This is a genomic window from Cedecea sp., assembly GCF_036500665.1.
Taxonomy (GTDB): Bacteria; Pseudomonadota; Gammaproteobacteria; order Enterobacterales; family Enterobacteriaceae; genus Cedecea.
On the sequence record NZ_DASYBS010000042.1, the window covers coordinates 1 to 23,333 of the forward strand.

At 54.9% G+C, this 23,333-nt stretch carries 26 protein-coding genes; 13 read left to right on the top strand and 13 right to left on the bottom strand.

Annotated features, from left to right (window positions below; genetic code table 11):
* The first annotated feature begins 191 nt into the window (after positions 1 to 191).
* From VGM55_RS06590 to VGM55_RS06630, 9 genes are all read left to right on the top strand, one after another.
* Entirely contained in the window at positions 192 to 440 is a 249-nt protein-coding gene (locus tag VGM55_RS06590; RefSeq protein WP_331635047.1) for a hypothetical protein, read from the top strand.
* A gap of 309 nt (positions 441 to 749) precedes the next feature.
* Complete coding sequence (gene drpB, locus VGM55_RS06595) at positions 750 to 1,022, top strand: cell division protein DrpB (RefSeq protein ID WP_061278816.1); 273 nt, start codon at positions 750 to 752, stop codon at positions 1,020 to 1,022.
* A gap of 721 nt (positions 1,023 to 1,743) precedes the next feature.
* Positions 1,744 to 2,058 carry a PTS fructose transporter subunit IIB gene (locus tag VGM55_RS06600; RefSeq protein WP_331635049.1) on the top strand — a complete coding sequence of 105 codons (315 nt, stop codon included), beginning with the start codon at positions 1,744 to 1,746 and terminating at the stop codon, positions 2,056 to 2,058.
* Positions 2,051 to 3,166 (top strand): PTS fructose transporter subunit IIC, encoded by a 1,116-nt coding sequence (locus tag VGM55_RS06605; protein WP_154186483.1) that lies wholly within the window; start codon positions 2,051 to 2,053, stop codon positions 3,164 to 3,166. The genes VGM55_RS06600 and VGM55_RS06605 overlap by 8 nt, the downstream gene beginning before the upstream one ends.
* A gap of 110 nt (positions 3,167 to 3,276) precedes the next feature.
* Positions 3,277 to 5,859, top strand: coding sequence for a glycoside hydrolase family 38 C-terminal domain-containing protein (locus VGM55_RS06610; protein ID WP_331635051.1), 2,583 nt, complete (start codon positions 3,277 to 3,279; stop codon positions 5,857 to 5,859).
* 21 nt (positions 5,860 to 5,880) lie between these two features.
* Complete coding sequence (locus VGM55_RS06615; RefSeq protein ID WP_331635052.1) at positions 5,881 to 7,434, top strand: HPr family phosphocarrier protein; 1,554 nt, start codon at positions 5,881 to 5,883, stop codon at positions 7,432 to 7,434.
* Between the two features lie 49 nt (positions 7,435 to 7,483).
* Positions 7,484 to 8,179: a phosphohydrolase gene (locus VGM55_RS06620; protein WP_331635053.1), complete on the top strand. Its 696-nt coding sequence runs from the start codon at positions 7,484 to 7,486 to the stop codon at positions 8,177 to 8,179.
* 93 nt (positions 8,180 to 8,272) lie between these two features.
* On the top strand, positions 8,273 to 9,682 hold the full coding sequence (locus VGM55_RS06625) for a DNA cytosine methyltransferase (protein ID WP_154186487.1): 1,410 nt from the start codon (positions 8,273 to 8,275) through the stop codon (positions 9,680 to 9,682).
* A 12-nt stretch (positions 9,683 to 9,694) separates the two neighbouring features.
* Positions 9,695 to 10,222: a very short patch repair endonuclease gene (locus VGM55_RS06630; protein WP_154186488.1), complete on the top strand. Its 528-nt coding sequence runs from the start codon at positions 9,695 to 9,697 to the stop codon at positions 10,220 to 10,222.
* Here VGM55_RS06630 and yedA read toward each other — a convergent pair.
* Positions 10,197 to 11,114, bottom strand: coding sequence for a drug/metabolite exporter YedA (yedA, locus tag VGM55_RS06635; RefSeq protein WP_154186489.1), 918 nt, complete (start codon positions 11,112 to 11,114; stop codon positions 10,197 to 10,199). The two genes, VGM55_RS06630 and yedA, sit on opposite strands and share 26 nt — an antisense overlap.
* 169 nt (positions 11,115 to 11,283) lie before the next feature.
* Here yedA and VGM55_RS06640 point away from each other — a divergent pair, with 169 nt between their 5' ends.
* The 3 genes from VGM55_RS06640 to dgcQ all read left to right on the top strand — a co-directional run bounded on the left by VGM55_RS06640 (position 11,284) and on the right by dgcQ (position 14,404).
* Positions 11,284 to 12,198, top strand: a complete 915-nt coding sequence (locus VGM55_RS06640; protein ID WP_331635120.1) for a DUF808 family protein — start codon at positions 11,284 to 11,286, stop codon at positions 12,196 to 12,198.
* An 86-nt stretch (positions 12,199 to 12,284) separates the two neighbouring features.
* Positions 12,285 to 12,464 carry a YodC family protein gene (locus tag VGM55_RS06645; RefSeq protein WP_154186491.1) on the top strand — a complete coding sequence of 60 codons (180 nt, stop codon included), beginning with the start codon at positions 12,285 to 12,287 and terminating at the stop codon, positions 12,462 to 12,464.
* A gap of 227 nt (positions 12,465 to 12,691) precedes the next feature.
* Positions 12,692 to 14,404, top strand: a complete 1,713-nt coding sequence (gene dgcQ / locus VGM55_RS06650; protein ID WP_331635054.1) for a cellulose biosynthesis regulator diguanylate cyclase DgcQ — start codon at positions 12,692 to 12,694, stop codon at positions 14,402 to 14,404.
* A 395-nt stretch (positions 14,405 to 14,799) separates the two neighbouring features.
* Here dgcQ and yodD read toward each other — a convergent pair whose 3' ends face one another.
* Positions 14,800 to 15,033, bottom strand: coding sequence for a YodD family peroxide/acid resistance protein (gene yodD / locus VGM55_RS06655; RefSeq protein ID WP_331635055.1), 234 nt, complete (start codon positions 15,031 to 15,033; stop codon positions 14,800 to 14,802).
* Between the two features lie 131 nt (positions 15,034 to 15,164).
* Between yodD and dsrB the strand changes: the two genes are divergently transcribed.
* A complete protein-coding gene (gene dsrB / locus VGM55_RS06660) occupies positions 15,165 to 15,353 on the top strand; it encodes a protein DsrB (protein ID WP_331635056.1) in 189 nt (62 codons plus the stop codon).
* A gap of 47 nt (positions 15,354 to 15,400) precedes the next feature.
* Here the strand turns inward: dsrB and lpxO are convergent, their stop codons facing one another.
* From lpxO to fliJ, 11 genes are all read right to left on the bottom strand, one after another.
* Complete coding sequence (gene lpxO, locus VGM55_RS06665) at positions 15,401 to 16,309, bottom strand: lipid A hydroxylase LpxO (RefSeq protein ID WP_045783013.1); 909 nt, start codon at positions 16,307 to 16,309, stop codon at positions 15,401 to 15,403.
* 187 nt (positions 16,310 to 16,496) lie between these two features.
* Positions 16,497 to 17,120, bottom strand: coding sequence for a transcriptional regulator RcsA (gene rcsA / locus VGM55_RS06670; protein WP_154186495.1), 624 nt, complete (start codon positions 17,118 to 17,120; stop codon positions 16,497 to 16,499).
* Positions 17,121 to 17,467: 347 nt separating this feature from the next.
* Positions 17,468 to 18,253: a flagellar biosynthetic protein FliR gene (gene fliR, locus VGM55_RS06675; protein WP_154186497.1), complete on the bottom strand. Its 786-nt coding sequence runs from the start codon at positions 18,251 to 18,253 to the stop codon at positions 17,468 to 17,470.
* Positions 18,250 to 18,519: a flagellar biosynthesis protein FliQ gene (gene fliQ, locus VGM55_RS06680; protein ID WP_154186498.1), complete on the bottom strand. Its 270-nt coding sequence runs from the start codon at positions 18,517 to 18,519 to the stop codon at positions 18,250 to 18,252. Before fliQ ends, fliR begins: the two co-directional genes overlap by 4 nt.
* 12 nt (positions 18,520 to 18,531) lie before the next feature.
* Positions 18,532 to 19,272 (bottom strand): flagellar type III secretion system pore protein FliP, encoded by a 741-nt coding sequence (fliP, locus tag VGM55_RS06685; RefSeq protein ID WP_154186500.1) that lies wholly within the window; start codon positions 19,270 to 19,272, stop codon positions 18,532 to 18,534.
* Positions 19,272 to 19,652: a flagellar biosynthetic protein FliO gene (fliO, locus tag VGM55_RS06690; protein ID WP_331635058.1), complete on the bottom strand. Its 381-nt coding sequence runs from the start codon at positions 19,650 to 19,652 to the stop codon at positions 19,272 to 19,274. Before fliO ends, fliP begins: the two co-directional genes overlap by 1 nt.
* Positions 19,653 to 20,063: a flagellar motor switch protein FliN gene (gene fliN, locus VGM55_RS06695; RefSeq protein ID WP_154186504.1), complete on the bottom strand. Its 411-nt coding sequence runs from the start codon at positions 20,061 to 20,063 to the stop codon at positions 19,653 to 19,655.
* A complete protein-coding gene (fliM, locus tag VGM55_RS06700; protein ID WP_154186506.1) occupies positions 20,060 to 21,064 on the bottom strand; it encodes a flagellar motor switch protein FliM in 1,005 nt (334 codons plus the stop codon). Before fliM ends, fliN begins: the two co-directional genes overlap by 4 nt.
* Before the next feature lie 4 nt (positions 21,065 to 21,068).
* Positions 21,069 to 21,536: a flagellar basal body-associated protein FliL gene (fliL, locus tag VGM55_RS06705; protein ID WP_038481606.1), complete on the bottom strand. Its 468-nt coding sequence runs from the start codon at positions 21,534 to 21,536 to the stop codon at positions 21,069 to 21,071.
* A 121-nt stretch (positions 21,537 to 21,657) separates the two neighbouring features.
* Complete coding sequence (locus VGM55_RS06710; RefSeq protein WP_331635059.1) at positions 21,658 to 22,893, bottom strand: flagellar hook-length control protein FliK; 1,236 nt, start codon at positions 22,891 to 22,893, stop codon at positions 21,658 to 21,660.
* Positions 22,890 to 23,333 (bottom strand): flagellar export protein FliJ, encoded by a 444-nt coding sequence (gene fliJ / locus VGM55_RS06715; RefSeq protein WP_154186510.1) that lies wholly within the window; start codon positions 23,331 to 23,333, stop codon positions 22,890 to 22,892. Before fliJ ends, VGM55_RS06710 begins: the two co-directional genes overlap by 4 nt.

Here is a 23,333-nt window from a genome sequence, read left to right on the forward strand (position 1 = left end):
CTCCGTTTTATCTCCCAGTCCTGGGTCGGCTGAGATGCGTTCCCGACGCTCTCAGCCTCCGGCCGTTCCCGACGTCCGGACCCTGGCCAGTCGGAGAGAAAACGGAGGCGATTTAAGCCGGAACCGAGCCTCGCTTCAAACCCGCAGCTACACAGAACATTACAGTCGCTTCAAGACCTACAGCTACACCCTTGTTCCCGGCTCTCATCGCCCCCGGTTATGACCCAACTCAGGCGGGGTTGAGCTGCCGGGAGCAGCGAAAGAGAGCGATCGTCGGGAACGAATCGCGAACGACCCCGACTGTTTGGGTGATGGCCGGTGGGTTTACCGCTTCAGCGGCGATGAGCTTGCCGGGCGCCGGGGCTGTTCGGGGGATGGCGTTATCCCCCGGACACGTTCACCGTGCTCTGAACGTGCAGGGAAAACAGACCTACGGGTGAACGGAATAACTGCGGAGCGACAGAATTCTCCCGGAAGATTTTGAAAGAACGTGGGATAAGAGACAGAGAGAAAGATAAACGAACCCTCCGGCGGGAGGCACCTCCCCCGATTAAGAATTTTCCTTAAGCTAAATCAAACCCCACTGGCAAAGCTGATTTATGCCCCACTGGCTTTGATTTGAAACAAAATTTAACGCTTATAGCGGTTCGCCTAATGCGTTAGTGTGATAAAAATCACATTCAGGCGGCAGTGGAACTGTCGTCGACACCCGTTTTAGTTCCAGTTGAAAGAAAGTTAGGTCGAACGTTATGGATGCGAAACCAACTCGCAGCCCCGGCGGAAAAATTGCGCTGTGGCTGTTTTATGCTTTTTGTTTGTACATCGTTTGGGCGATGGTGCGTTACTTTTGGGTCGTTAGCGGGGTCACCAGCGGCGATTTAGGCACCTTCAGCGGTAAACTCCTCGGGGCGCTGATGGGGTTACTGGTGCTCGGGTCCGTGGCGGCAGTGCTGGGCTGGGTAGCCTGGTACACAAGGCCGCGTGCTTATCCCGTTCGCGCCAGGGAAAATAGACTGCGTTGAATCCAGATTGTCCGATGAGCCACCAGTCTTTGCGTGGCTCAGGATGTATACCTTCCAGCTTTAAAACTTTCCGCTGAACTCATCCTATTTATCTCATATTTTTTCCTGGCATCATTTAATTTTCCCTGTGCACTTCAATGCTATTTTATCCTCATAAAAAAGAGGGTTTTTAGTATTTATATAACTGTGCGTAAAGTCACGTTTGTTATTTTTCGAACTGTCTACACTGCTGGGAGATTTATGGGGGGAACTATGCACGTTTATATTGTTCGAATCATAACGCTTTATCGCTTTATGCTGCTGATGTTCGGCGGCAGGGCGCGCGTCTGGTTGAATAATAGCTGCTGGTTTAATAGCGTGAGCGAACTGGAAAAAGACGACTCCGTTTATTCCGATTCGCTGGATAACGTCTGTGTCGTAAATTGGTCCCGGCTCTGGTGTAGCGCAGAGGATCTATATCATTCGCTTCGGCATCCGCATTTCCCATTATTAAAAGCGAGGCATAGCGTTGTACGTCCGCGCCGCCTGGCCATCCGTAAACGCTATGAACTTGCTTTCTTGTTCCGTATTTCCAGCCTGCATCAGCTGCTGATGTGCCTCCACGCCAGCGGCGACTGTGGAGACGCCAGTATGCAGGAGACTGTTCTACCGCGAAGCACAATGCGCTTTTCAGCCATTGTGCTTTTTTTATTGCCTCAATTCAGCCTGATAAGGAGTTGTTATGTATATCGTTTGTGTTGCAGCTTGTCCTACGGGCGTAGCCCATACCTACATGGCTGCCGAAGCGCTTGAAATCGTTGGTCAACAGCGCGGGCATAACGTCAAAGTTGAGACCCAGGGCGGCATGGGCGTTGAGAATGAAATCAGCGCCGACGATCTCGCCCGTGCAGACGCGGTGATTATTGCCGCCGATGTAGCCATCACCGGGAAAGAACGCTTCGACGGCATGATAAAACTTGAATGCAGCGTGGCGGATCCGATCAAGTTCGGCGCTGCCGTTTTTGAAGCGATAGAGTCGGAGATAGCAAATGGCTAAATTTAAGCCTGAGGGGAGAGCCCCGGCCGGGACCGAAATTAAGACCGCCATCATGACCGGAGTGTCATGGATGCTGCCGTTTGTGATTGCCGGGGCGGTTATCATGGGCATCGCACGTATCGGGGCTTCGCTGTACGGCATCGATAATATTTGGGATGCCAGCCATGCGCAGGCGACGAGCATCGTCGTGCAGGTGCTGCATAAGTTTGACGGTTTTGGTGGCCTGGCGTTGTCGCTGATGCTGCCGATTGTCGCCGGGTACATCAGCTTTGCCATCGCCAATAAGCCGGGGCTTGCGCCGGGAATGGTGGGCGGCTTACTGGCCAGCAGCCTCGGTACCGGCTTCCTGGGCGCGCTGGCGGCGGGGTTTGTCGCGGGGTACATCGTGCGGGGGCTTGCAACCTATATCACGTTGCCTAAAGCCCTGGCTTCTGCGGGGCCGATCTTCATTCTGCCGGTCGGTGGAACGCTGCTTACCTGTATGGTGATGGCTTTTATCATCGGCAGTCCGCTGGCGGCGCTGAATCACGGCATGGAAAGTTGGCTGTTGGCGATGTCCGGCACCAACAAAATTATTCTTGCTGCCGTCGTGGGCGGGATGGTGGGTTTTGACCTGGGGGGGCCGGTTAACAAAGCGGCGGTGACTACTGCGATGGCCTTGCTGGCCTCCGGAATCTATGATCCTAACACCGCCGCGCAGGTTGCTATCATCGTGCCTCCGATCGGTCTTGGCGTTGCCACGCTGATATGGGCGAAGCGTTTCCCACCGTCGCTGCGTGAAGCGGGCAAAGCTTCCACGCTGATGGGGCTTATTGGGGTTTCGGAAGGGGCGATCCCCTTTGCGCTGGCTAACCCGAAAATCATCATCATCAACGTGTTGGGGGCCGCAACCGGCGCGGCGATGGCCGTTGGGCTTGGTGCGGTAAATCACGCGCCAATTTCTGGCTTTTACGGCTGGCTGGCGGTAGATAAATGGCCGATTTACGTGCTTTCTATCGTCACCGGTTCGGCCATTATCGCCGTCGGTTCCTTATTAGTTTTTCGTGGCGAAAATTTCGTTGAAAATAAGGTGGTGGCACCAACGCCGAAATTTAAAGCCGGGCGTTAAAGGCGCATATAATTAATTTAAAGCAGTTCAGGATTTATTAACCACGGTATTTTATGCCGGGGGATCCTGCACCCAAAATTTATCCAAACTGCCGTAAGTAAGGTGGCGTAATGAAGACCGTACATTTGATTCAACACACGCACTGGGATAGAGAATGGTATTTCACGGAGAACGATTCAAAGATCGTACTCTATTATTTTATGCTGGATTTACTGACGCGTATGGAGCAAGACCCGTTGCTGGGGCCGTTTATTCTCGACGGGCAAACAGTGATGCTGGAGGATTTTTTGCAGGTCGCTCCTGAGCAACGTCAGCGCCTGCAACAACTGATCGCCGATGGGCGAGTACTTATCGGCCCGTGGTATACGCAAACTGACTTTTTAGTGGTCGGCGCAGAGTCCATAGCGCGTAACCTGCTGTTCGGTCTGGCGGACTGCAAAGCATGGGGGAGCTACATGCCGGTTGGCTATGTGCCTGACTCCTTCGGGCAAAGCGCGCAGCTACCGATGTTTCTAAATGAATTTGCCATCGACAACGCTGTTATCTGGCGCGGATGGTGTGAGCGCGACGTCGCCAGCAGCGAATTCTACTGGCATGCGCAGGGGGGCCAGCAGGTTCTTACCGCAGTTTTACCCTGGGGCTACGGCTGCGCGAAGTGGTTACCGACCGAGCCAAATACGCTGGCGGAAACGCTGGTGCCCATTCTTGAAAAGCAGGGACGTTTTACCGCTACGGACAATCTATTGCTACCGAACGGTAACGACCAGTCCCCGTTCGAATATGCTGTCCCCGGCGCGCTGACACAGCTTAACGCCGGTCAGCATGCGTACTATTTTAAGCGCAGCAGCTTTAGCGAGTTCTTTGACGCGCTGCGCGCCAGTGAGCGTCGTTTACCGGCGTGGAGCGGCGAGCTGCTCAGCCCCAAATACATGCGCATCCACCGCGGTATTTTCTCCACCCGCGCCGACATCAAGCAGCTCAATGCCTCGCTGGAACAGTTTGTCAGCCAGACGCTGGAGCCTTTACTGACCCTGGGCTGGCGTCTTGGTCTGCCTTATCCGCAGCATGCGCTTGAAAGCATCTGGCGGGAGGCAATGAAGTCCCACGCCCATGACAGCATTGGCGGCTGTAATGCCGACCACGTTAACCAGAGAGTGAAAGGGCGTTTACAGTCCGGGAAAGAAAGCGCGCAGCAGCTGTTCGACCTGAATATGAAAATGCTGGCCGAAGGGATCGACGCGCGTCAGAAAGGTAAAAAAATCATTGCCTTCAACCCGCTTCCCCGCCAGCGCGATGCCCAGCTCAGCCTCACGCTGTATACCCCGGAGCAGGATTTCCGCATCGTCGACGAGGACGGCAACGCCTGCATCTGGCAGCTGTTGCATGAAGAGCCGCAGGATATGTCGCTGGTGGTTCAGGAGCTGTCAAACAGCACCCGCACAATCTGGTATCGCAAGTGCCACATCCTACTGGCGGCGAGGGATCTTCCGGCCTGCGGCTATCAAACCTTTTACCTTCAGGAAGGCAAATCCCCCGGGTTTGTGCCACCGGAGGCGCAGATCGAGCGCCTGGAAAACGAATGGCTGCGGCTGGACGTTAATGCCGGAACGCTGACGCTTATCGATAAGCGTTCCGGCGAGGTTTATCCCCACATTCTGCGGCTGGTGGACGGCGAAGACGCGGGGGATAACTACAACTATTCGCCGCCCGAGGTCGACTGGAAAATCAGCAACAACGGCTGCCTGCATCACAGCGCGCTTGAACGTGGTCCACTGAAGGATACGCTGCTGCTGGACTGGCGTATTCCCGCACCGGCGGACTCGGCCTCCCGTCGCGCCCGTCGCCTGGATGCAATGCTTGAGGTGACGATGACCGTTTCTCTGCCGCACGACAGGGCGTGGCTGGACGTGGAAATAGAGGTCAATAATACGCTGCGCGACCACCGTTTGCAGGTTGAGTTGCCGACGGATATCCGCCATGCGTTTCACTTTGCCGACCAGCCTTTCGGCCTGATCCAGCGCGAAAACATCCCGGCGGCGTTACACGTCTGGCAGCAGGAAAACTGGACCGAAGCCCCTGCATCGCTTTGGCCGATGCAGAGCCTGGTGCTGATGCATGACCGGCAGCGCGGTCTCGGCGTGGTGACCGCCGGGCTACGGGAATACGAAATTCCCGTCGGGCAGCCTGATACTCTGGCGATTACCTTGTTCCGCAGCGTAGGGTGGCTCGGGCAGCCCGCGCTCCCGTGGCGGCCGGGGCGGGCATCCGGCATGGTTCTGCCGTCGCCAGACTCGCAAATACCGGGCCGCCATCATTTCTACCTCGCGGTGTTACCGATGAGCAACGGGCAAAGCCCGGCGTTCTGGGACGCGGTTGAGCAGTGGCGCACGCCCGCTTCTGGTTACCTTGATTCCGGCTGGTCCCGCTTCCGTACCAATGCGCACGCTCTGCGTTTCCCGTCGCACTTCAGCGTACTTAACTGGGAAAGCCAACTGCACTTCAGCACGCTGAAAAAAGCCCAAAACAAAGAGGCTCTGCTGCTCAGGGGCTGGAACCCGGGCCTTGTCCCGCTGGATAACCGTCCCCCGGAAACGGACGGCGAGCTTCAGCAGGTCACGCTGGCGGAAACACGCTGCACCCACCCGGCCAGCACCGTGGCGGCAGGTACGCCTGTCTCCTGGCTCATCGGTTAAATTGAATAAGGCGTAATCACTATGCAGACACTTTTATTTCGTTGCCGGTTAGCCAATGGGCTCCACGCAAGACCGGCCTGCGCGCTTGAGCAACGGGCAGCCCGCTTCAGCGCGACGGTCACCCTGGTCAATCAAAGCAAGTCGCGGCGGGGCAACGCGAAAAGCGTGCTGGCGCTGGTGGGGGCTGATGTTGCCGCGGGGGATGAATGCCAGTTGCTGATCGAGGGGCCGGATGAGCAGGAGGCGCTGGAGGCGCTGCGGCATTTTATTGAACATGAATTTGAGCACAGCGATACACCGCTGGTCGACAGTACCGGGAACGAGCGGCAGCCAATACCGGTGTTTCTCTCCCGAAGTACTTCGCCGGTTTGGCAGGGGAATGGCGTCAGCGAAGGGAGCGCCCTGGCGAAGGCGGTGTATGTCGGGCGGGTAGATCTTCACGACCTTGCGCGGCAGTACGATGAGACGCCGCCTGCCGTTCAGCAACGGCAGCTGGCCGCGGCGTTGAGCGGAGCCAGGCGGAGGCTGCGGGAAGAAGCTGTCCTTAACAAAGGCGAGGTGGCGCAGATCCTTGATGCGCAAAGCCAGCTGCTGGAGGATGAGGCTATCGACGAATGCCTGCGGGAGGATCACCCGGCCCGGAATGCACTGGCCGCCCTGGCGCAGGCTATCGATATCCTGCGTGAACCTTTCCGGCAAAGCGGCAGCGAGTACCTGCGCCAGCGCGAGCTGGATGTCTACGATCTGGGGCTACGGCTGGCCAGCCAGCTCACCGGGCAGAGCCGGCTTTGGATGCCGGTCCTGGATGAGGCGGTAATCGTTATTTGCCAGAATGTTCTTACGCCCGGTCAGCTGTTGATGCTTCGCGGGCCGCATTTGCTGGGAATTGTTATGCCCGACGGCGGCGAAACCTCCCATACCGCAATATTGGCCAGAAGGTTTAAAACGCCGTTGCTGTGTCTTGCCTCTACGGACGCGTTATTTGCTGCTGGCGCCGACCCGTTTCTCCTGGCTGCCAGCCACGGTTTACTGCTGTCGGAGCCGGATGAGGTAGCGCGGCGTTGGCTGGCGCTTGAGAGCGTTAAACAGCGTAGTATGCCTGCTGGCGGGCCCAGTCGAGCAGATGAGGAGATGATTTCTGAGTCCCTGGTGTTTCTCGACGAAACGCTGGGTGATAAACACGAGGTGATTAAGCGGCTAACGGACAATCTCGACGTTCAGCAGCGGTCGGTTTCAGCCACGCTTGCCGAGCACGCCATCTGGCAGCGCGAAGCCGTGTTCACGACTGCGCTGGGTTTTTCTATTGCTATTCCACACTGTCAGTCGGCGGTGATTGCCCGCAGCAGCATCTCCATCCTGCGGCTGAACGAACCGCTGGACTGGGGCAATAGCGTGGCGGTGAAGCTGGTTATTATGCTGACCCTCAGCGAGCATGAGCAGGCGCAGCATATGCGGATTTTCTCAGTTTTAGCCCGTCGGTTGATGCACGAATCTTTCCGTGAAAGGCTGATGGGGGCGGGTACGCCGCGGGAGATGGTGAACCTGCTGCGGGAAGAGGTCATATTATTGTCATAAATCTGGTTATACTCAGACATGCGCTTTTCACGAGAAGGGGAGTATGTGTATGCCGATTGCCCGCTGGCAGAAGCAGTTTGAGGAGTACCTGATTGAAAATTGGGCACAGGATGACAAAGCCCATGACGTGGCGCATTTTCGGCGCGTTTGGAAAACCGCTCAGCATATTATGGAAGGGACGGAGGCGGACAGGCTGGTAGTGCTGACCGCCTGCTATTTCCACGACATCGTTAACCTGCCCAAAAACCACCCGGAGCGGCATCTTGCCTCGATGCAGGCCGCACAGGAAACGCTGCACATTCTGGAAACACACTTCCCGGACTTTCCCCGCGAACGGTATGACGACGTAGCCCATGCGGTGCGAGCCCACAGCTTTAGCGCCGCCATTGTGCCGCAGACGCTGGAAGCCAAAGTCGTACAGGACGCCGACAGGCTGGAATCTCTCGGGGCGATTGGCCTTGCGCGGGTGTTTTACGTGTCGGGCGCGCTTGGGCGCTCCTTATTTGACAGTGACGATCCGCTCGCCGAGCGCCGTGAGCTGGACGACACGCTGTACTCGGTGGATCATTTCCAGAAAAAGCTTTTGCGTCTACCGGACTCAATGCAAACTGAAGCGGGGCGCGCGCTGGCGCACCACAATGCGGACTTCCTCGTTGGCTATATGGCAAAACTGTGCGCCGAGTTGAAAGGTGACTACCTGAACGTGGATGAGCAGGTCCTGCAGCGTTTTAAATCACAGGCCTAATCTTTTCAGCCCGCGCATCTGCGGGCCGTTTCCGTTCTCTCTGGGTCAAATCAGTGATACAGTTTCACTCCCTTTTCCCATATATGGTTCACGATGAACGATCTTGACGCGATTGCAGAACACCTCTCCCTCCAGGCACAGCGCCACAAACAAACTCAGCAAGAAGAAGACCATGCGCTGGTGAGTCGCTTACTTGAAATCTACGATCAGAAAACCGTTGCCCTGCGCCTGCGACAGGTTGGAGGTGACTGGACGCGCGAGTCCCTGAACCGCTGGTATAACGGCAAATCTGCGCCAAGAGGATTAACTGAGGTTGAGGTGCAGATGCTACAAAGCATGCTGCCGTCGCCACCGGCTCACCATGGCCGCTATGCCTTTCGCTTTATTGACCTGTTTGCCGGTATCGGCGGCATTCGCAGCGGCTTCGAGGCAATTGGCGGGCAGTGCGTGTTCACCAGCGAATGGAATAAGCACGCCGTGAGAACCTACAAAGCAAACTGGTATTGCGATCCGGCTCAGCACCAGTTTAATGAAGATATCCGCGATGTGACGTTAAGTCATCGCAGTGACGTTACGGATGAGCAAGCGACGGCGCACATCCAGGCCACGCTGCCCGATCATGATGTGCTGCTTGCCGGGTTCCCCTGCCAGCCATTTTCACTGGCTGGCGTGTCGAAGAAAAACGCCCTTGGGCGCGCGCACGGCTTTGCCTGTGAAACGCAGGGCACATTGTTCTTTGATGTGGCACGGATCATCGCGGCAAAACGTCCGCCCGTTTTTGTGCTGGAAAATGTGAAGAACCTGAAGAGCCACGATAAAGGTAATACCTTCCGCATTATTATGCAGACGCTGGATGAGCTGGGTTATGACGTGGCTGATGCTGCTATCTCCGGGCGTGATGATCCTAAAATTGTTGATGGTAAAAATTTCCTGCCGCAGCACCGCGAGCGCATTGTGCTGGTCGGCACGCGCCGCGACCTGAACCTGGGCTCGGCGGTGACGCTGACAAGACTCAGCGACTACTATCCTGCCCGTCGCCCAACCTTTGGTGAACTGCTGGATGACGAAGTCGATGCGAAGTATGTCCTGACCCCGACGCTGTGGAAATATCTCTATAACTACGCAAAAAAACATCAGGCCAAAGGGAATGGGTTCGGCTACGGGCTGGTTGACCCAACCAATCCGGCAAGCGTGGCGAGAACCCTGTCGGCGCGTTACTTTAAAGATGGCGCGGAAATTTTGGTCGATCGCGGCTGGGATAAGGCGCTGGGAGAGGCCGACTTTAACGATCCCGATAATCAGTTGAACAGGCCGCGCCGCCTGACGCCGCGTGAATGTGCCAGGCTGATGGGTTTTGAATCCCCTCAGGGGAAAGCGTTCCGCATTCCCGTGTCCGATACCCAGGCCTATCGCCAGTTTGGTAACTCCGTCGTGGTTCCTGCTTTTGCCGCGGTGGCAAAACTGCTGGAGCCAACCATTAAACACGTGGTCAAAAAGCGCTAAGCGGAGGCGGCAATGGCGGACGTACACAGTAAAGCAATACGCAGTAAAAACATGCGAGCGATTGCCACCCGCGATACCGCCATTGAAAAACGCCTCTCCGCGCTTCTGGCCGAATGCGGGTTTAGCTTCCGCGTTCAGGATGCCGCGCTACCGGGGAAGCCCGATTTTATTGTGGATGAGTACCGCTGCGTTATTTTTACCCACGGCTGTTTCTGGCATCATCATGATTGCTATCTGTTTAAGGTTCCGGCCACCCGCACTGATTTCTGGCTGAGTAAAATTGGCAGCAATGTTAAAAGAGACAAGCGCGATATCGGGCTGCTGCTGGAGCAGGGCTGGCGAGTGCTGGTGGTCTGGGAATGTGCGCTGCGGGGCCGCAAAAAAATGAGCGATCTGGCACTTTGCGAGCGGTTAGAAGAGTGGGTTTGCAGCGGTGGACGCAGCGCAGAAATCAACGTTACCGGCATCCATCAACGTCATGATGGCGGCCAGCAAACACTGGCCGCAGAGTCGCTTATTTTTCCACTTCGCAGGACGTAATAACGGGTTTGGCCGGGAACAGATATTTGCCCAGCGTGACCAGCACCACGGCAAAAATAATGACGCCCAGCGCCAGCCATTCAATCGACGAAAGACTTTCCCCCGCGAAGGTGGTGCCAAGCAGCACCGCGACGACCGGGTTGACGTAGGCATAGCTGGTCGCCACCGCCGGGGAGACGTTACGAATCAGGTACATATAGGCGCTGATAGAAATCATCGAGCCAAACAGCGCCAGGTAGCCCAGCGCCAGCCAGCCTGAGGTGTCGGGCATCGTCGTCAGGCGTTCACCGGTTAGCGCCGCGAGGCTCAGGGCCACAATCCCTGCGGCCAGCATTTCAACCGCGCCGGCCATCATGCCCTCGGGCAGTTCAATGCGTGACCCGTAAACCGAACCAAACGCCCAGCTCAGGGAACCCATCAGAATTAAAATCGCGCCGGAGGGGTTGCCGCTGAGATTGCCGCCGCTGTTCAGCAGCACAATGCCCGCCAGACCAATTGCAATGCCGAGCCACTCAAGCTTGCGCGTTTTAATGCCAAACAGGCGGCTGAAGCAAAGGGTAAACAGCGGCACGGTGGCGACCATCACCGCGGCAATGCCGGAAGGAACATGTTGGTGCTCGGCCACGGTTACGCAGCCGTTGCCCACGGCGAGCAGAAGAACACCGATAAGCGCCGCGTTAAGGGTTGGGCGCAGCCGGGGAAGCTTGTGGCCACGAATAAGCAGAATGCCCATCAGCAAGGATCCTGCAAGCATAAAGCGCGTACCGGCGAGGATAAACGGTGGCCAGGTTTTCACCCCGATAGCCAGCGCTAAATAGGTTGATCCCCAGATGATATACAACGCAAACAGCGCCGCTATCAGCGGCACTAATTGACCAGAACGAGCACGCATAATCCCTCACCAGATGCTAATTTCAGGCCGATAGTTAACGCCAAAAGGCGGAGGATAGCGAGTCTTTTACTTGTTGATAGAATGTTAATTTACATTGACAAAGACGGGGAATTTTCGCGGCAGCGATTTTGCTTCATACTCTTGGGTAACTAAATCGATAAGGACGGATATTTTGGCTGGAAGTAGCTTACTCACTTTGCTCGACGATATTGCCACGTTGCTGGACGATATCTCCGTTATGGGCAAACTTGCGGCAAAAAAAACGGCGGGCGTTCTGGGTGACGATCTCTCGCTCAATGCTCAACAGGTTTCCGGCCTGCGTGCAAACCGGGAGCTGCCCGTGGTATGGAGTGTGGCAAAGGGGTCGTTTCTCAATAAACTGATTCTGGTGCCGCTGGCGCTGATTATTAGCGCCTTTGCGCCCTGGGCGATTACGCCGCTGCTGATGGTGGGCGGGGCGTTTCTCTGCTTCGAGGGCGTTGAGAAAGTGATCCACAGCCTGCATGCCCGTAAGCATAAAGAGAGCGCGGAAGAGAAACAGGAACGCCTGGAATCCATCGTCGCCCAGGACCCAATGGCGTTTGAAAAAGATAAGGTGAAAGGCGCGGTGCGTACCGACTTTATCCTTTCGGCGGAAATCGTCGCTATTACACTCGGCATCGTGGCCGAAGCGCCGCTGCTGAATCAGGTGTTAATTCTGGCCGGTATTGCGATTCTGGTGACCATAGGTGTGTACGGGATGATCGTGAAAATCGACGACCTGGGCTACTGGCTGGCGGATAAGCGCGCGGCGGTGGCTCAGGCGCTGGGCAAAGCGCTGCTGATCATCGCCCCCTGGTTGATGAAAATACTCACCGTCGTCGGGACGCTGGCCATGTTCCTCGTGGGGGGCGGCATTCTTGTGCACGGCATCCCGGTACTGCATCATGGTATTGAGCACTGGACAGGGCAGTTTGGCGGCGTTGTTCAGCTTGTCGGGCCGACGCTTGTGAATCTGGTGCTGGGCTTTATCGTTGGCGGTCTGGTGCTGCTGGCGGTCAACGGCATAAATCGCCTTCGTGGTGGCGCTTCTCATTCAGCGTGAAAAGAAAAATCTCGCTTTAGTCAGGAAAAAACGCTGACCATTAGCTATAACTGTAGAGGTTTTCACCCCTGATACCGGAGGCGGCAATGGTCTATGTGGTCAGCGATGAAGTCCGGCGTAAAAACGGTGGTCCACGCATGATTGTCACGGGTTATTCCAGTGGCATGGTGGAGTGCCGGTGGTACGACGGGTACGGCGTAAAGCGTGAGGCGTTCCGCGAGGATGATCTGGCGCCAGTAGAAACCAGAGTGCCTCACCAGGCGTGAGGTTTCTGGTTTACCCCACACCCGGAAATATTTTTTTTCGGGTGTGTTATTTACCTGAGCCCGGTTGCGCCGGGTTTTTTTATGCCCCGAAGAAGAGGTATTCAGGGCAACTCGGCTTCGACAACGTCGCCGCGTGGTGGCAAAATCTGTCATGACCTTATCCTTGCGGGTGTTTGCGGGGAGAATTGATAACAGCGGCCAGGGTCGCCCGCCAGGGAGCATCCCCATTGATCGGTAACGCATTTGAACGGTTCTTAAGCCGCTATAAAAGACCGCAGCGGGTGGTAAACCTCTGTTTTATTGTGGTTTTTATTTTCTCAACCCTGCTGACCTGGCGTGAAGTGGCGGTGCTGGAGTCGGCCTATATCTCCAACCAGCGCAACAGCCTGGACAATGTCGCCACCGCCCTGGACCGACAGCTGCAGCACAGCATTGATAACCTGCTGTTTTATCGCAACACCATGCATTATGCGCTGCAGTCGCCAATCTCAACCGATGTCTCCCGCAAAGCGCTGGCCGATTTTGCTATTCAGCGGACGCAACCTTACTGGCAGCTGCGGCTCGATCTTAACCGTGGAATGCCGATTAACGGCGTGTCTGACGAGTTTGTCACCCATAATTCCCTCCTCGACCGCGACAAGAGTCTGCTCTACCCGGAGCTGGGGGCCGCGCTGGAGTTTAGTTACATCATGCAGCTTGCTGACGGTAAACGCGATCTACAAAGGCGCATGTTCTACGCCTCACGTGCCGGCTTTTTCCTCTCCAGCACGCCCCCGGAAAACGATCCGGGGATTGTTTCTCTCTATTATCGCCTGATTGATCAGCCCTATTTTGTTGCCCAGTCGCCGGAAAACAACCCAGACCGTGGTGTGCAGTGGACTCATACCTATAATCCTGGCAGCCGCAGCGGCCAGATTATCACCGCGGCGGTACCGCTGGATTTGAACGATCGCTGGTATGGCGTACTGGCGATGGATTTTCCCGTCAACGCGATGCATCAGTTTCTTCAAAGCCAGTCTCATGACCGCTATGAGGGCACCGTTATGCTTTTTGATAAGACGTTTACGTTGATTGCCAGTGCGGCAGAACACGTTTCGCGGGCGCCGGTGTTTGACGTGAAACAGCAGGCTGAGATTGCCCGCTCCATGGAAAGTGGAGAAGCGGGAGAGCTGCGGATGGACAGCCGTTTTGTGACCTGGGCGAAGCTGATGAACTTTGATGGCGTACTGATCAAGGTGCACACCCTGAGTGAGGGCGTACAGGGTGAATTTGGTCGTATCAGCATTGTACTGACGATCCTTTGGCTGCTCTTCACGCTGATGCTGGGGATATCATGGCGAGTTATTCGTCGCCTGGTGAGCAATATGCTGACCCTACAGCAAACGCTGAGCTGGCGTGCAAACTACGATACCCTGACCCGCCTCTACAACCGTGGTGCCTTCTTCGACATTGCCCGCAACCTTGCGCAGGATTGCCAGCGCAAGGAGCAGCCTTTCTCCGTTATCCAGATGGATCTCGACTTTTTCAAAGGCATAAATGACCGCTACGGGCATCACGCTGGCGATAAAGTTCTTTCCCACGCGGCGGCGCTGCTCGGTTCTGTCATAAGAGAGGAAGATGTGGCCGGGCGCGTTGGGGGAGAGGAGTTCTGTGTCGTGCTGCCGGGAGCGAATCTTGCTGAAGCCGCAAGCATTGCTGAGCGGATCCGGGTGCGTATCAACACGAAGGAACTGTTATTGGTGGCCGGACAAACCATCAAAATCAGCGCCTCGTTTGGCGTAAGCTGCGCGCATGAACGCCATGATTATGACTTTGAACACCTGCAGTCGATTGCGGACGGTCGATTATATAAAGCCAAGGAGAACGGTCGTAACCAGGTCTATACGCGGGACCGATCGGTCCACCAGGGCAATTCCGCTATATCATATAAGCATTGCTGATGCTTTTATGGTGCGCATCGTGGCGTTGCCGGGTAACGTACGCATAAAGTTTTTCCGTGCTTTGAGGGTAAAAATGCGATCGGATTTTCTGTCTTCGGCCTGGTCCGAGGGGAGAACAGGGCGACTTTGGTTTGGGATAAATCTTATTTTTATCAGGCCTGCCATTCCTTCAGGATACGGCCCGGAACCAAAAAGAATACATTTCATAAGGTATTGGCATCAAATTCCCTGCATCAATACCTACCCCTAGGCTCATTCTTCAAAAGAATATATCCTTGTGTTCAATAAAATTTAGGGTAATGTGGTCAACACATCAGATTTCCTGATGTAACGAATTTCAAGTGCTTCTTGCATTAGCAAGTTTTCATCCCGGCTCCCCGGCCGGGATGCTTTTCTTAGCGGTTAATTTCGTTCACGCTGAAATCACGAATATCCAGCTCAAAAGCGTCTGCTAACTCCTTATAGCTGTGCCATTCTCGCCCATTCACGCTCACGCTTTGCGGATGCTCATCGCTTCCTGCGTGACGGATATCGCTTTCGCTAATCTCATTGATAGCGGCCAGCAGTGCGTCAACATCAACCTCCGTTTCCTGATGCGCCGCGCTGCCGCTCATTTTCACGCTCTTCATCACTTAGCCCTCGTCTGACTACCAGCCTTAAGTATAGACGTTTCAGATAATGCGCTAAGCCCTCCCGCGGGGAGGGCGCTGAAAGGGTTTTTGATCTACAATGGCAAGCAATGTATCTGGAGGAAATAACGATGAAAATCAATGACCGGGTAACCGTAAAGACCGATGGTGGCCCGCGCCGCCCCGGCACCGTGCTGGCAGTTGAACCCTTTAACGAAGGGACAATGTATTTAGTCGCGCTGGAAGATTACCCGCTGGGTATTTGGTTCTTTAATGAATCAGGACATCCGGACGGGATTTTCGTGGAGAAGGAAGAGTAGGTTTTGGTGGTCTGAACCTCTCGCTCGAAGGGGGAGGGGAAAACCCGCTACACCACGCTTGGTACGATAATCGCCGCAAAAATCAGCGTGATCGCCGAATACTTCATCGCGTAATACACCTTCCGATTGCGTTTCTTCAGATTTTGCCCGCTGTCGCGCAGCGCGTGAACGTACTTAAATACGCGGTTCAGGGCGCCGGTACGGTCGCTGTCGCTGTTTGGCGAGCTGGCGGCAGACATCAGGGTGGTGCCTACCCAATGGTTCACGGCCTGCGCCCAGCGCCATTTCATCGGCCGCTCAATATCGCAGAACAGAATGATTCGGGTCTGTTCGCTCTTATTTTCGGCCCAGTGCACATAGGTTTCATCAAAAATAACCGCCTCGCCGTCACGCCAGCTATGGCGTTGCCGATCGACCTCAATAAAGCAACGATCGTCGTTTGGCGTGGCCAGGCCCAGGTGGTAACGCACCGATCCGGCATAGGGATCGCGGTGCTTACCCAGATAAGCGCCCGCCGGTAATTCGGCAAACATTGCCGCTTTCACGGAAGGGATCTCACTGACCAGCTTTGTCGTGACTGGACAAAGCTCGTGCGCGGAAGGGTGCGCATCGCTATACCACTTAAGATAAAAGCGTTTCCATCCACGCTTAAAGAAGGTGTTAAAACCGGCATCGTTGTGGCTTTCTGCCGCTTTGATATGACCCTGCAGGCGCAGCGCTTCTTCACGAATGACTTCCCAGTTATCCGTCAGCTTTTGTAGTTCCGGGAAGTCACTGGTCGGGAAATAAGGCTGTTCAGGCGGCAGGCGCGAGAAACGCGTCATGAACATATTGACCGGAGCCATAAAGGTCGAGTGGTCAAAAAGCTGGCGTGAAAACTTTTGTTTTTCGACGCCGCGGGAGTGGGCGTAGAAGACGCTGATAATGAAAATGCCAAGAATAATAACGGCTACCATAGCGACAAATCTCTCCATGTATAAATGTACGGAGTAAGTTTAGTGAGATTTTTCTGCTTTTTTTTGCAAAGGTTGCGGTTTTGTTACGGTTGTGGGTGTCGTTGAGCTTGTATTTAATCTCTGACAGCCGTCAGAGATTAAATACCACGGCCAAAAAGGCGTAGGGGACGGGACGCAAGTAAAAAAACTACCGAAGATTGACAAAAATACCGTTGGTGACGTTATCGGTAAGGCGCACTACATGATATATCACCTGTTTGTTGTGGGTCTTGATTTTGCGTTTAATATTCCCTTTATGCGATGAAACGGTTTTTGCTTTGATGTTCATTTGATCGGAGATTTGAATCGTTCCCTGTCCTGACATCCACATTTTCAGCATGCTGGACTCTGTGCGACTTAGCGAAAGCGTGGGCAAATTAATATGTCCAATACATTGTGCATTTTTTGCTAAGTATTCCGCTAAAATATCGTCTAAAGATTCAGGCTTGATGGATTTTGAGCTGATCAGGAGATTTTCTCTGACCAGCAGATATTCATCAAAATGAATATTGGCAATAGCCATAAAGACTAAAAAGAGCGTACCTGGGTGTTGATTAATGATCTGCTTTATTTGCTGACTACTTTGCGGGTCATGAATAAAACAGTCTTCATTAATAAACACCACGCTGGGTGCCTGCACCCGGCATGCCTGTGCCAGCTGTTCCACCGTCTCTACATCCGTAATATGCCGTTTTCTAACCCCGCGGCTGGCTAAGTAGCCGACAAGCCCCAGCCGGGTATAGCTGCATAAGTCCATAATAATCGTTGACATAGCAAACCCTCACTAAGCGCGTTATACCCGTAATAGCCCGGAGCGCAGATTGAAAGCCGTACTGGTTTAACCAGTGATTGACCGTGTCAGTCCCAGGCAAAGCCAGACCGCCGCATTTTCCGCAGTTCGAATTATTTGGGGTAACCCATTATTAATAATTTAAAAGGCGAAATCACTATCCCGTAAAGTTGCCTATAATTTGCCAGGAATGTTCTTAAAGTAAAGTGAATGTTGTGTATTGTGAACCAGGTAAAATCATATATTCCGCGCCAGATATATCCTGGCGAATGATATTTGAAATTATTTTTAGGAATATCCTCAAAGAGGTATCATAAAAGGTATGGTTATTAATTTGTGGGGATTTCGCTGACTATATCTGCAAGCAGATCAAAAATCTCGCCGAATAAATGCTCGGTGAAAGGGGCGATAAGCGGCATGAGTGCCATAAGAATTAGCATACCGATCGACAAGGTTACCGGAAAACCGATAACAAATACGGATAGCTGCGGTGCCATTCGGTTTAGCAGGCCAAGCGCGATGTTAAGCGTGAGTAACAAAGTGATCAAAGGCAGTGCCAGCATCAGGCCGTTCAGGAAGATGAGTCCGCCCGCCCGCGTCAGCGCCATAAACGCATTGCTGTTGATAGGGTGGCCGCCGATGGGCAGCGTATGAAAAGTATCGACCAGCATCGAAATAAGCCATAAGTGGCCGTTAAAAGTGAGAAACAGCAGCATCGCCAGAATATCAAGGAAGCGTGCCAGCACCGGCATGTTAAGGCGGCTACCCGGGTCAAAGAAAGTGGCAAAGGACAACCCCATCTGCAGGCCAACAATTTCGCCGGCGGTACGCACGGCGGAAAAGGCAAACTGCATGGTAAAGCCCAGGGCCACACCGATAAGAATTTGTTGTATTGCCAGCCAAAAGCCAGCGGCGGAAAAAATCGTCACGCCGGTTAACGGCAGCGAAGGCGCGATGGTGAAGGTTATCATGAGCCCAAGCGCCACTTTTACCCGTTTGGGAATCGTGCGCTCGTTCAGAATAGGGGCCGTCATAATTAGCGCCAGCACCCGCAGCAGTGGCCAGAAATAGAGGCTTAGCCAGTCAAGCCACTGGTTGCTGTCAACGTGGATCATCCAATGGTATTCGGTAGATTGGTCAGTAAAGAACGCATGTAATCAAGCAGCAAATTGAGCATCCACGGCCCGGCAATGACCATGGTGACGAACACGGCCAGAATCTTGGGAATGAACGACAGCGTCATTTCGTTAATCTGCGTTGCCGCCTGCAGCAGGCTGATAATCAGGCCGCTTATCAGCGCGACCAGTAGCAGAGGGGCCGCAAGGGCAAGGGCGACCTTCATCGCTTCGGTGCCCATCATCATGACCGATTCTGGCGTCATTCACTTTCTCCGCTAGCTGTAAAAGCTTTGTGCTAATGAACCCACTAACAGCTGCCAGCCGTCTACCAGCACGAAAAGCATCAGCTTGAAGGGCAGGGCAATGGTCGCGGGGGGAACCATCATCATCCCGAGCGCCATCAGTACGCTGGCAATAACGAGGTCAATAATCAGGAACGGAATAAAGACAGTAAAGCCAATCTGGAACGCCGTCTTCAACTCGCTGGTGACGTAAGCAGGCAGCAGGATGCGCATAGGAACGGCTTCCGGCCCCTGCAGCGGCTGGGTATTGGCAAGGCGAGCAAACAGCGCAAGGTCGGCTTCGCGCGTCTGGCGCAGCATAAACTCCCGCAGCGGCTGAGCGCCTTTATCAATAGCCACGTCCATTGAGATTTTATCTTCGCTGAAAGGCTGGTAAGCGTCGGTATAAATTTTGTCGAACACCGGCGACATAATAAAAAAGGTCAGAAACAGCGCCAGGCCGACCATCACCTGATTCGGTGGTGCAGAAGGCGTACCGAGGGCGTTTCGCAGCAGGCCAAAGACGATGATGATGCGCGTAAAGCTGGTCATCATCAGCAAAATGGCCGGCAGGAAGGTTAATGAAGTAATAAAGACCAGCGTTTGCACCGGCAGCGACCAGCTCTGCCCGCCGTTAGCGAGGGGCTGGCTTATCAGGCCAGGTAATTGTGCAAAGGCGGCGGCAGGGATCAGCAATAATGCGCTAAGTAACGAGAGCGGCAGCAAACGTTTCATCAATCTTTCCCGTTACGTTTAAGCAGGTTCTTCATCAATTTCTGGAAATCGGCAGGGGCGGGCGCTTTTTCAGTGACGTCTGGCGCGGACGCAGGCGGTAGCGTATGCAAATGGGTGATTTGGGCGGAGGTAATGCCGAGAACCAGACGCGCATCCTCAACATCTACCACCACCACGCGCTCGCGCGGGCCTACGCTTACGCTGGCGCTAATGTTCAGCGACTTTTTTGCGCCGACGCCTGCGCCGGTAAACCCAAAGCGTTTTGCCAGCCAGGCGGCCACCAGAATAAAAATAACGATCCCGGCTAACGCCCCGCTCACCTGGACAAGAGGCGAGCTGGCGTTAACGGTCGGTTGGGCAACGGTGGCCTGGGTTTTCATTTAGCGGCTCAGGCGACGCATACGTTCTGATGGGGTAATGATGTCGGTAATACGCACGCCGTATTTGTCGGCCACCACCACCACTTCACCCTGGGCAATCAGGTAACCGTTGATCAGAATATCCAGCGGCTCGCCGGCCAGACCATCCAGCGCAACCACGGAACCCTGCGTCAGGCGCAGCAGCTCTTTGATGGTCATGCGGGTGCGGCCCAGCTCGACGGTCAGCTTGACCGGAATATCCATAATCAGGTCGATATCCTGCACGTTACCGGCGATATCATTGCCTTCCAGCGCACGGAATACGTTGTCCGCGGCGCTTTTTCCGGAACTTTTCTGCTCGTTTAACGCATCAGCCCACAGATCGTCCACTGAGCCTGCATTGTCATCGGACGGTTGATTAATATCACTCATTTGGGCTGTTCCTCATTCAGCGAATTCAATATCGGGTTGATCAAATGTTCGACGCGCAGGGCATACTGGCCGTTGACCGTGCCGTACTGGCTGGTCAATACCGGCACGCCGTCGACATGCGCGATAATACGATCTGGCTTTTCGATGGGCAGCACATCGCCAGGTTTCAGTTTTAGGATTTGGGACAACCGCAGCGGGATATCGGCGAAGTTCGCCACCAACTCCAGCTCGGAATGCTGCACCTGACGCACCAGGGTGTCGCGCCAGCTTTGATCTTCCTGACGTGAATTCTCCAGCGGAGGATTCACCAGCAGCTCGCGCAGCGGCTCAATCATGCTGAACGGCAGACAGATGTTGAACTCACCGGTCAGGTTGCCAATTTCGACGTGGAACGGGGTGTTAACCACGATGTCGTTAGGCGACGTGGTAATATTGGTAAACTTGACCTGCATTTCCGAACGAACGTATTCCACGTCCAGCGGATAAATCGCCTTCCACGCGTCGCTATAGGATTCCAGGGCCAGCTTTAGCATGCGGTTAATGACGCGCTGCTCGGTGTGGGTGAACTCGCGGCCTTCCACTTTGGTCGGGAAGCGCCCGTCACCGCCGAACAGGTTATCTACCGCAATAAATACCAGGCTAGGCGAAAAGACGAATAGGCCGGTACCGCGCAGCGGCTTCAGGTGGATCAGGTTCAGGTTGGTCGGCACCGGCAGGTTGCGGGCAAACTCATGATACGGCTGAATGCGGATTGCCCCGACGGTAATATCCGGGCTACGGCGCAGCAGGTTAAACAGCCCCATACGGAACTGACGAGAAAAACGCTCGTTGATGATTTCCAGCGCCTGTAGACGCTCGCGCACGACGCGGCGCTGGGTGTTCGGGTCATAGGGACGAATATCGCTTTCGCCCGTCGCCCTTGCCTTCGGCTCGTCGTTATTCTCACTGTCGCCGTTTAACAGCGCATCGATTTCGGCCTGAGAAAGAATACTGTCGCCCATGGAGTTACCGCAAAATAAAGGCGGTATACAGCACGTCGCTGACTACCTGTTGAGGTTGCCCGGCTACCAAAGGGGGTGCCAGAGTAGTTTTAATCGCTTCCACCAGCTTCTGCTTACCGGCATCGGTTGCCAGCTGGTTTGCATCCTGACGAGAGAACAGCAGCAGCAGACGGCTGCGGACTTCCGGCAGGAATTCGCTCAGGCGCTGGCGAGTCGCTTCATCTTTTAATCGCAGCGTCACGCCGATGTACAGGACGCGATCCGCATCACCCAGATTGACGGTAAAGGTATCCAGAGCGAAGAACACAGGCGCAGGCGGTGGCTCAGGCGCTTTGGCCTGGGCAGTGGCTGGCGTTTGCTGCATGCGCCAGTAGCTATAGCCTGCGGTCGCGCACGCGGCGAGTGTGATAAGAACCAGTATCGGCACCCAGATGGCGCGCTTACGGCCTTTCGTGATAGCGGTATCAGTCATTGAACGCTTTATTCCTGTATCGGTACTGCTGAAAAGCAATTATCCCGTGTCTGCGGGCGGTCAAAGCCCGGAAAACACACGTTTATTGTCGCTAGCTCTGGCGTTTACCCGTAAAGGGGGCTCAGGCAAAAATGTCCACGGCGCCGTTGCTGCTTGCCAGACGCTGCAGACTATCGGCCACCGGCAGCGGTTCGGCATCGCTGCCGCTAAGAGAGAAACGCTCTCCGCTGCGGGCGCTTTGCTGCTGTTGCTGCTGTCCGGATTGCTGCTGGGCAAAGCTTTCGCTGCTGATGTTGCTCTGGCCAAGCTGGATACCGCTCTCCGCAAGTGCGGTACGGAGCGTGGGGAGCGCGGCTTCCAGCGCGGCACGCACGTGGCCGTGGGGCGACATCATCTGTAGCTGCGCCTGGTTATCTTCTAGTTTTAGACTAATTTGCACCTGACCGAGATCTTCCGGATGCAATCTCAGCTCGGCGCTATGCTGGCCCTGACGGGTAAACAACGTCACGTTCTGAGATATCTGCTGTTGCCATTCGTGGCTTCCCAACTGGGCGCTGATCGTTGGTGCCGTTGGGGTAGCGATGTGCGTTGTGGTTGGGGCGGCAACGGTCACGCTGCTAATAGCGGGCGTCATCTGAGCGGTGACCGGAGCGGTATTGTTCACCTGTGGCGCAGGGATGTCGCGGCTGTCGCCACCGCTGTTGTTGGCTGCCAGTTGAGCTTTATCGTCAACGTGCTGTTGGGCGACCGCTGCGGGGGCTATCTTGCTATCGACAAGTGTAGTAGAGGCCGCTGGCGCTGCTTTTTTCGCATTGCCGTCGGCAGTCAACAGACTGTCTGGCGCGCTTTTACCTGCGGCATTGCTTGCCGTGCTGAGGGCAGATAACGGTGAGGAATCAGTGCCGGTTTTATTCAGCGTCACGGGCTGCGTGGCGGTGACCGGCTGCGGCAGCATGGCAAACAATGCGCTTAGCGTTTGCAGCTCGGCGTCGCTCAGCGGCTTGTCGCTTTTGGCGTCTTTGTCCGCCAGGTCTGGCTTGTTGCCCGCGTCGATTTTGCCAATGGAGGCGAGCAGGGTGGAGAGTGCCTCGGGCTGCTCCGGCGTATTAAGCAATTCATTCAGCACCGCCTGGCCGTCTTTGGCGTCGCCTTTGGCTGCGTTAGTGGCGGCGACTTTGCTTAAGGCCGCGCCCAAAGGCAGAGATTTGCCGTCTTCCAGCTCGACTTTGCCCGGCAGCGCTTTGCTAAGAAGATCCAAAAAGCCTTCGCTGAAGCCTTTGCCATCCGCACCTTTTACATCCCCGGTCGCAGCGGTATCGGCCCCGTTGTTTAACAGAATTTGTGGCAATGTGATCATTCGCCTTTCCTCAATGTGGCCCGCTGGGCGTATTCATCCATCTGTTTCTGATCGAGCCTGTTCTCCGCGAGCAACAGCTCCGCTGCCTTTCTGTCCTGCAGGGTTTGCCATGCCTGCAGGCGCTTTTGTTTTTCCTGCCAGAAACTCAATGCCTGGTCGACTTTATTGGTCCACTGCATCAACTGCTGACGATGCTGGTCGATGGCTTTTTCCAGCGTGCGTATAAACTGCTGGTAGTTTTGCCAGCGCGTGCTGGCAATACCCTGACTCATGTTGTTATTCAGGCTGTTGCTGTACTCAAACTGATAGTTGATCAGCATGTTGAGCTGCTCTTCCGCTTGCTGGCAGCCCCGGCGCATCTCACCTAAACGAATCGCTGCTTTCTCTACTTCCTGGGCGGCGAGTTCACGCAAAGTATCCAGTGCGCTGTTTTGGTTCAT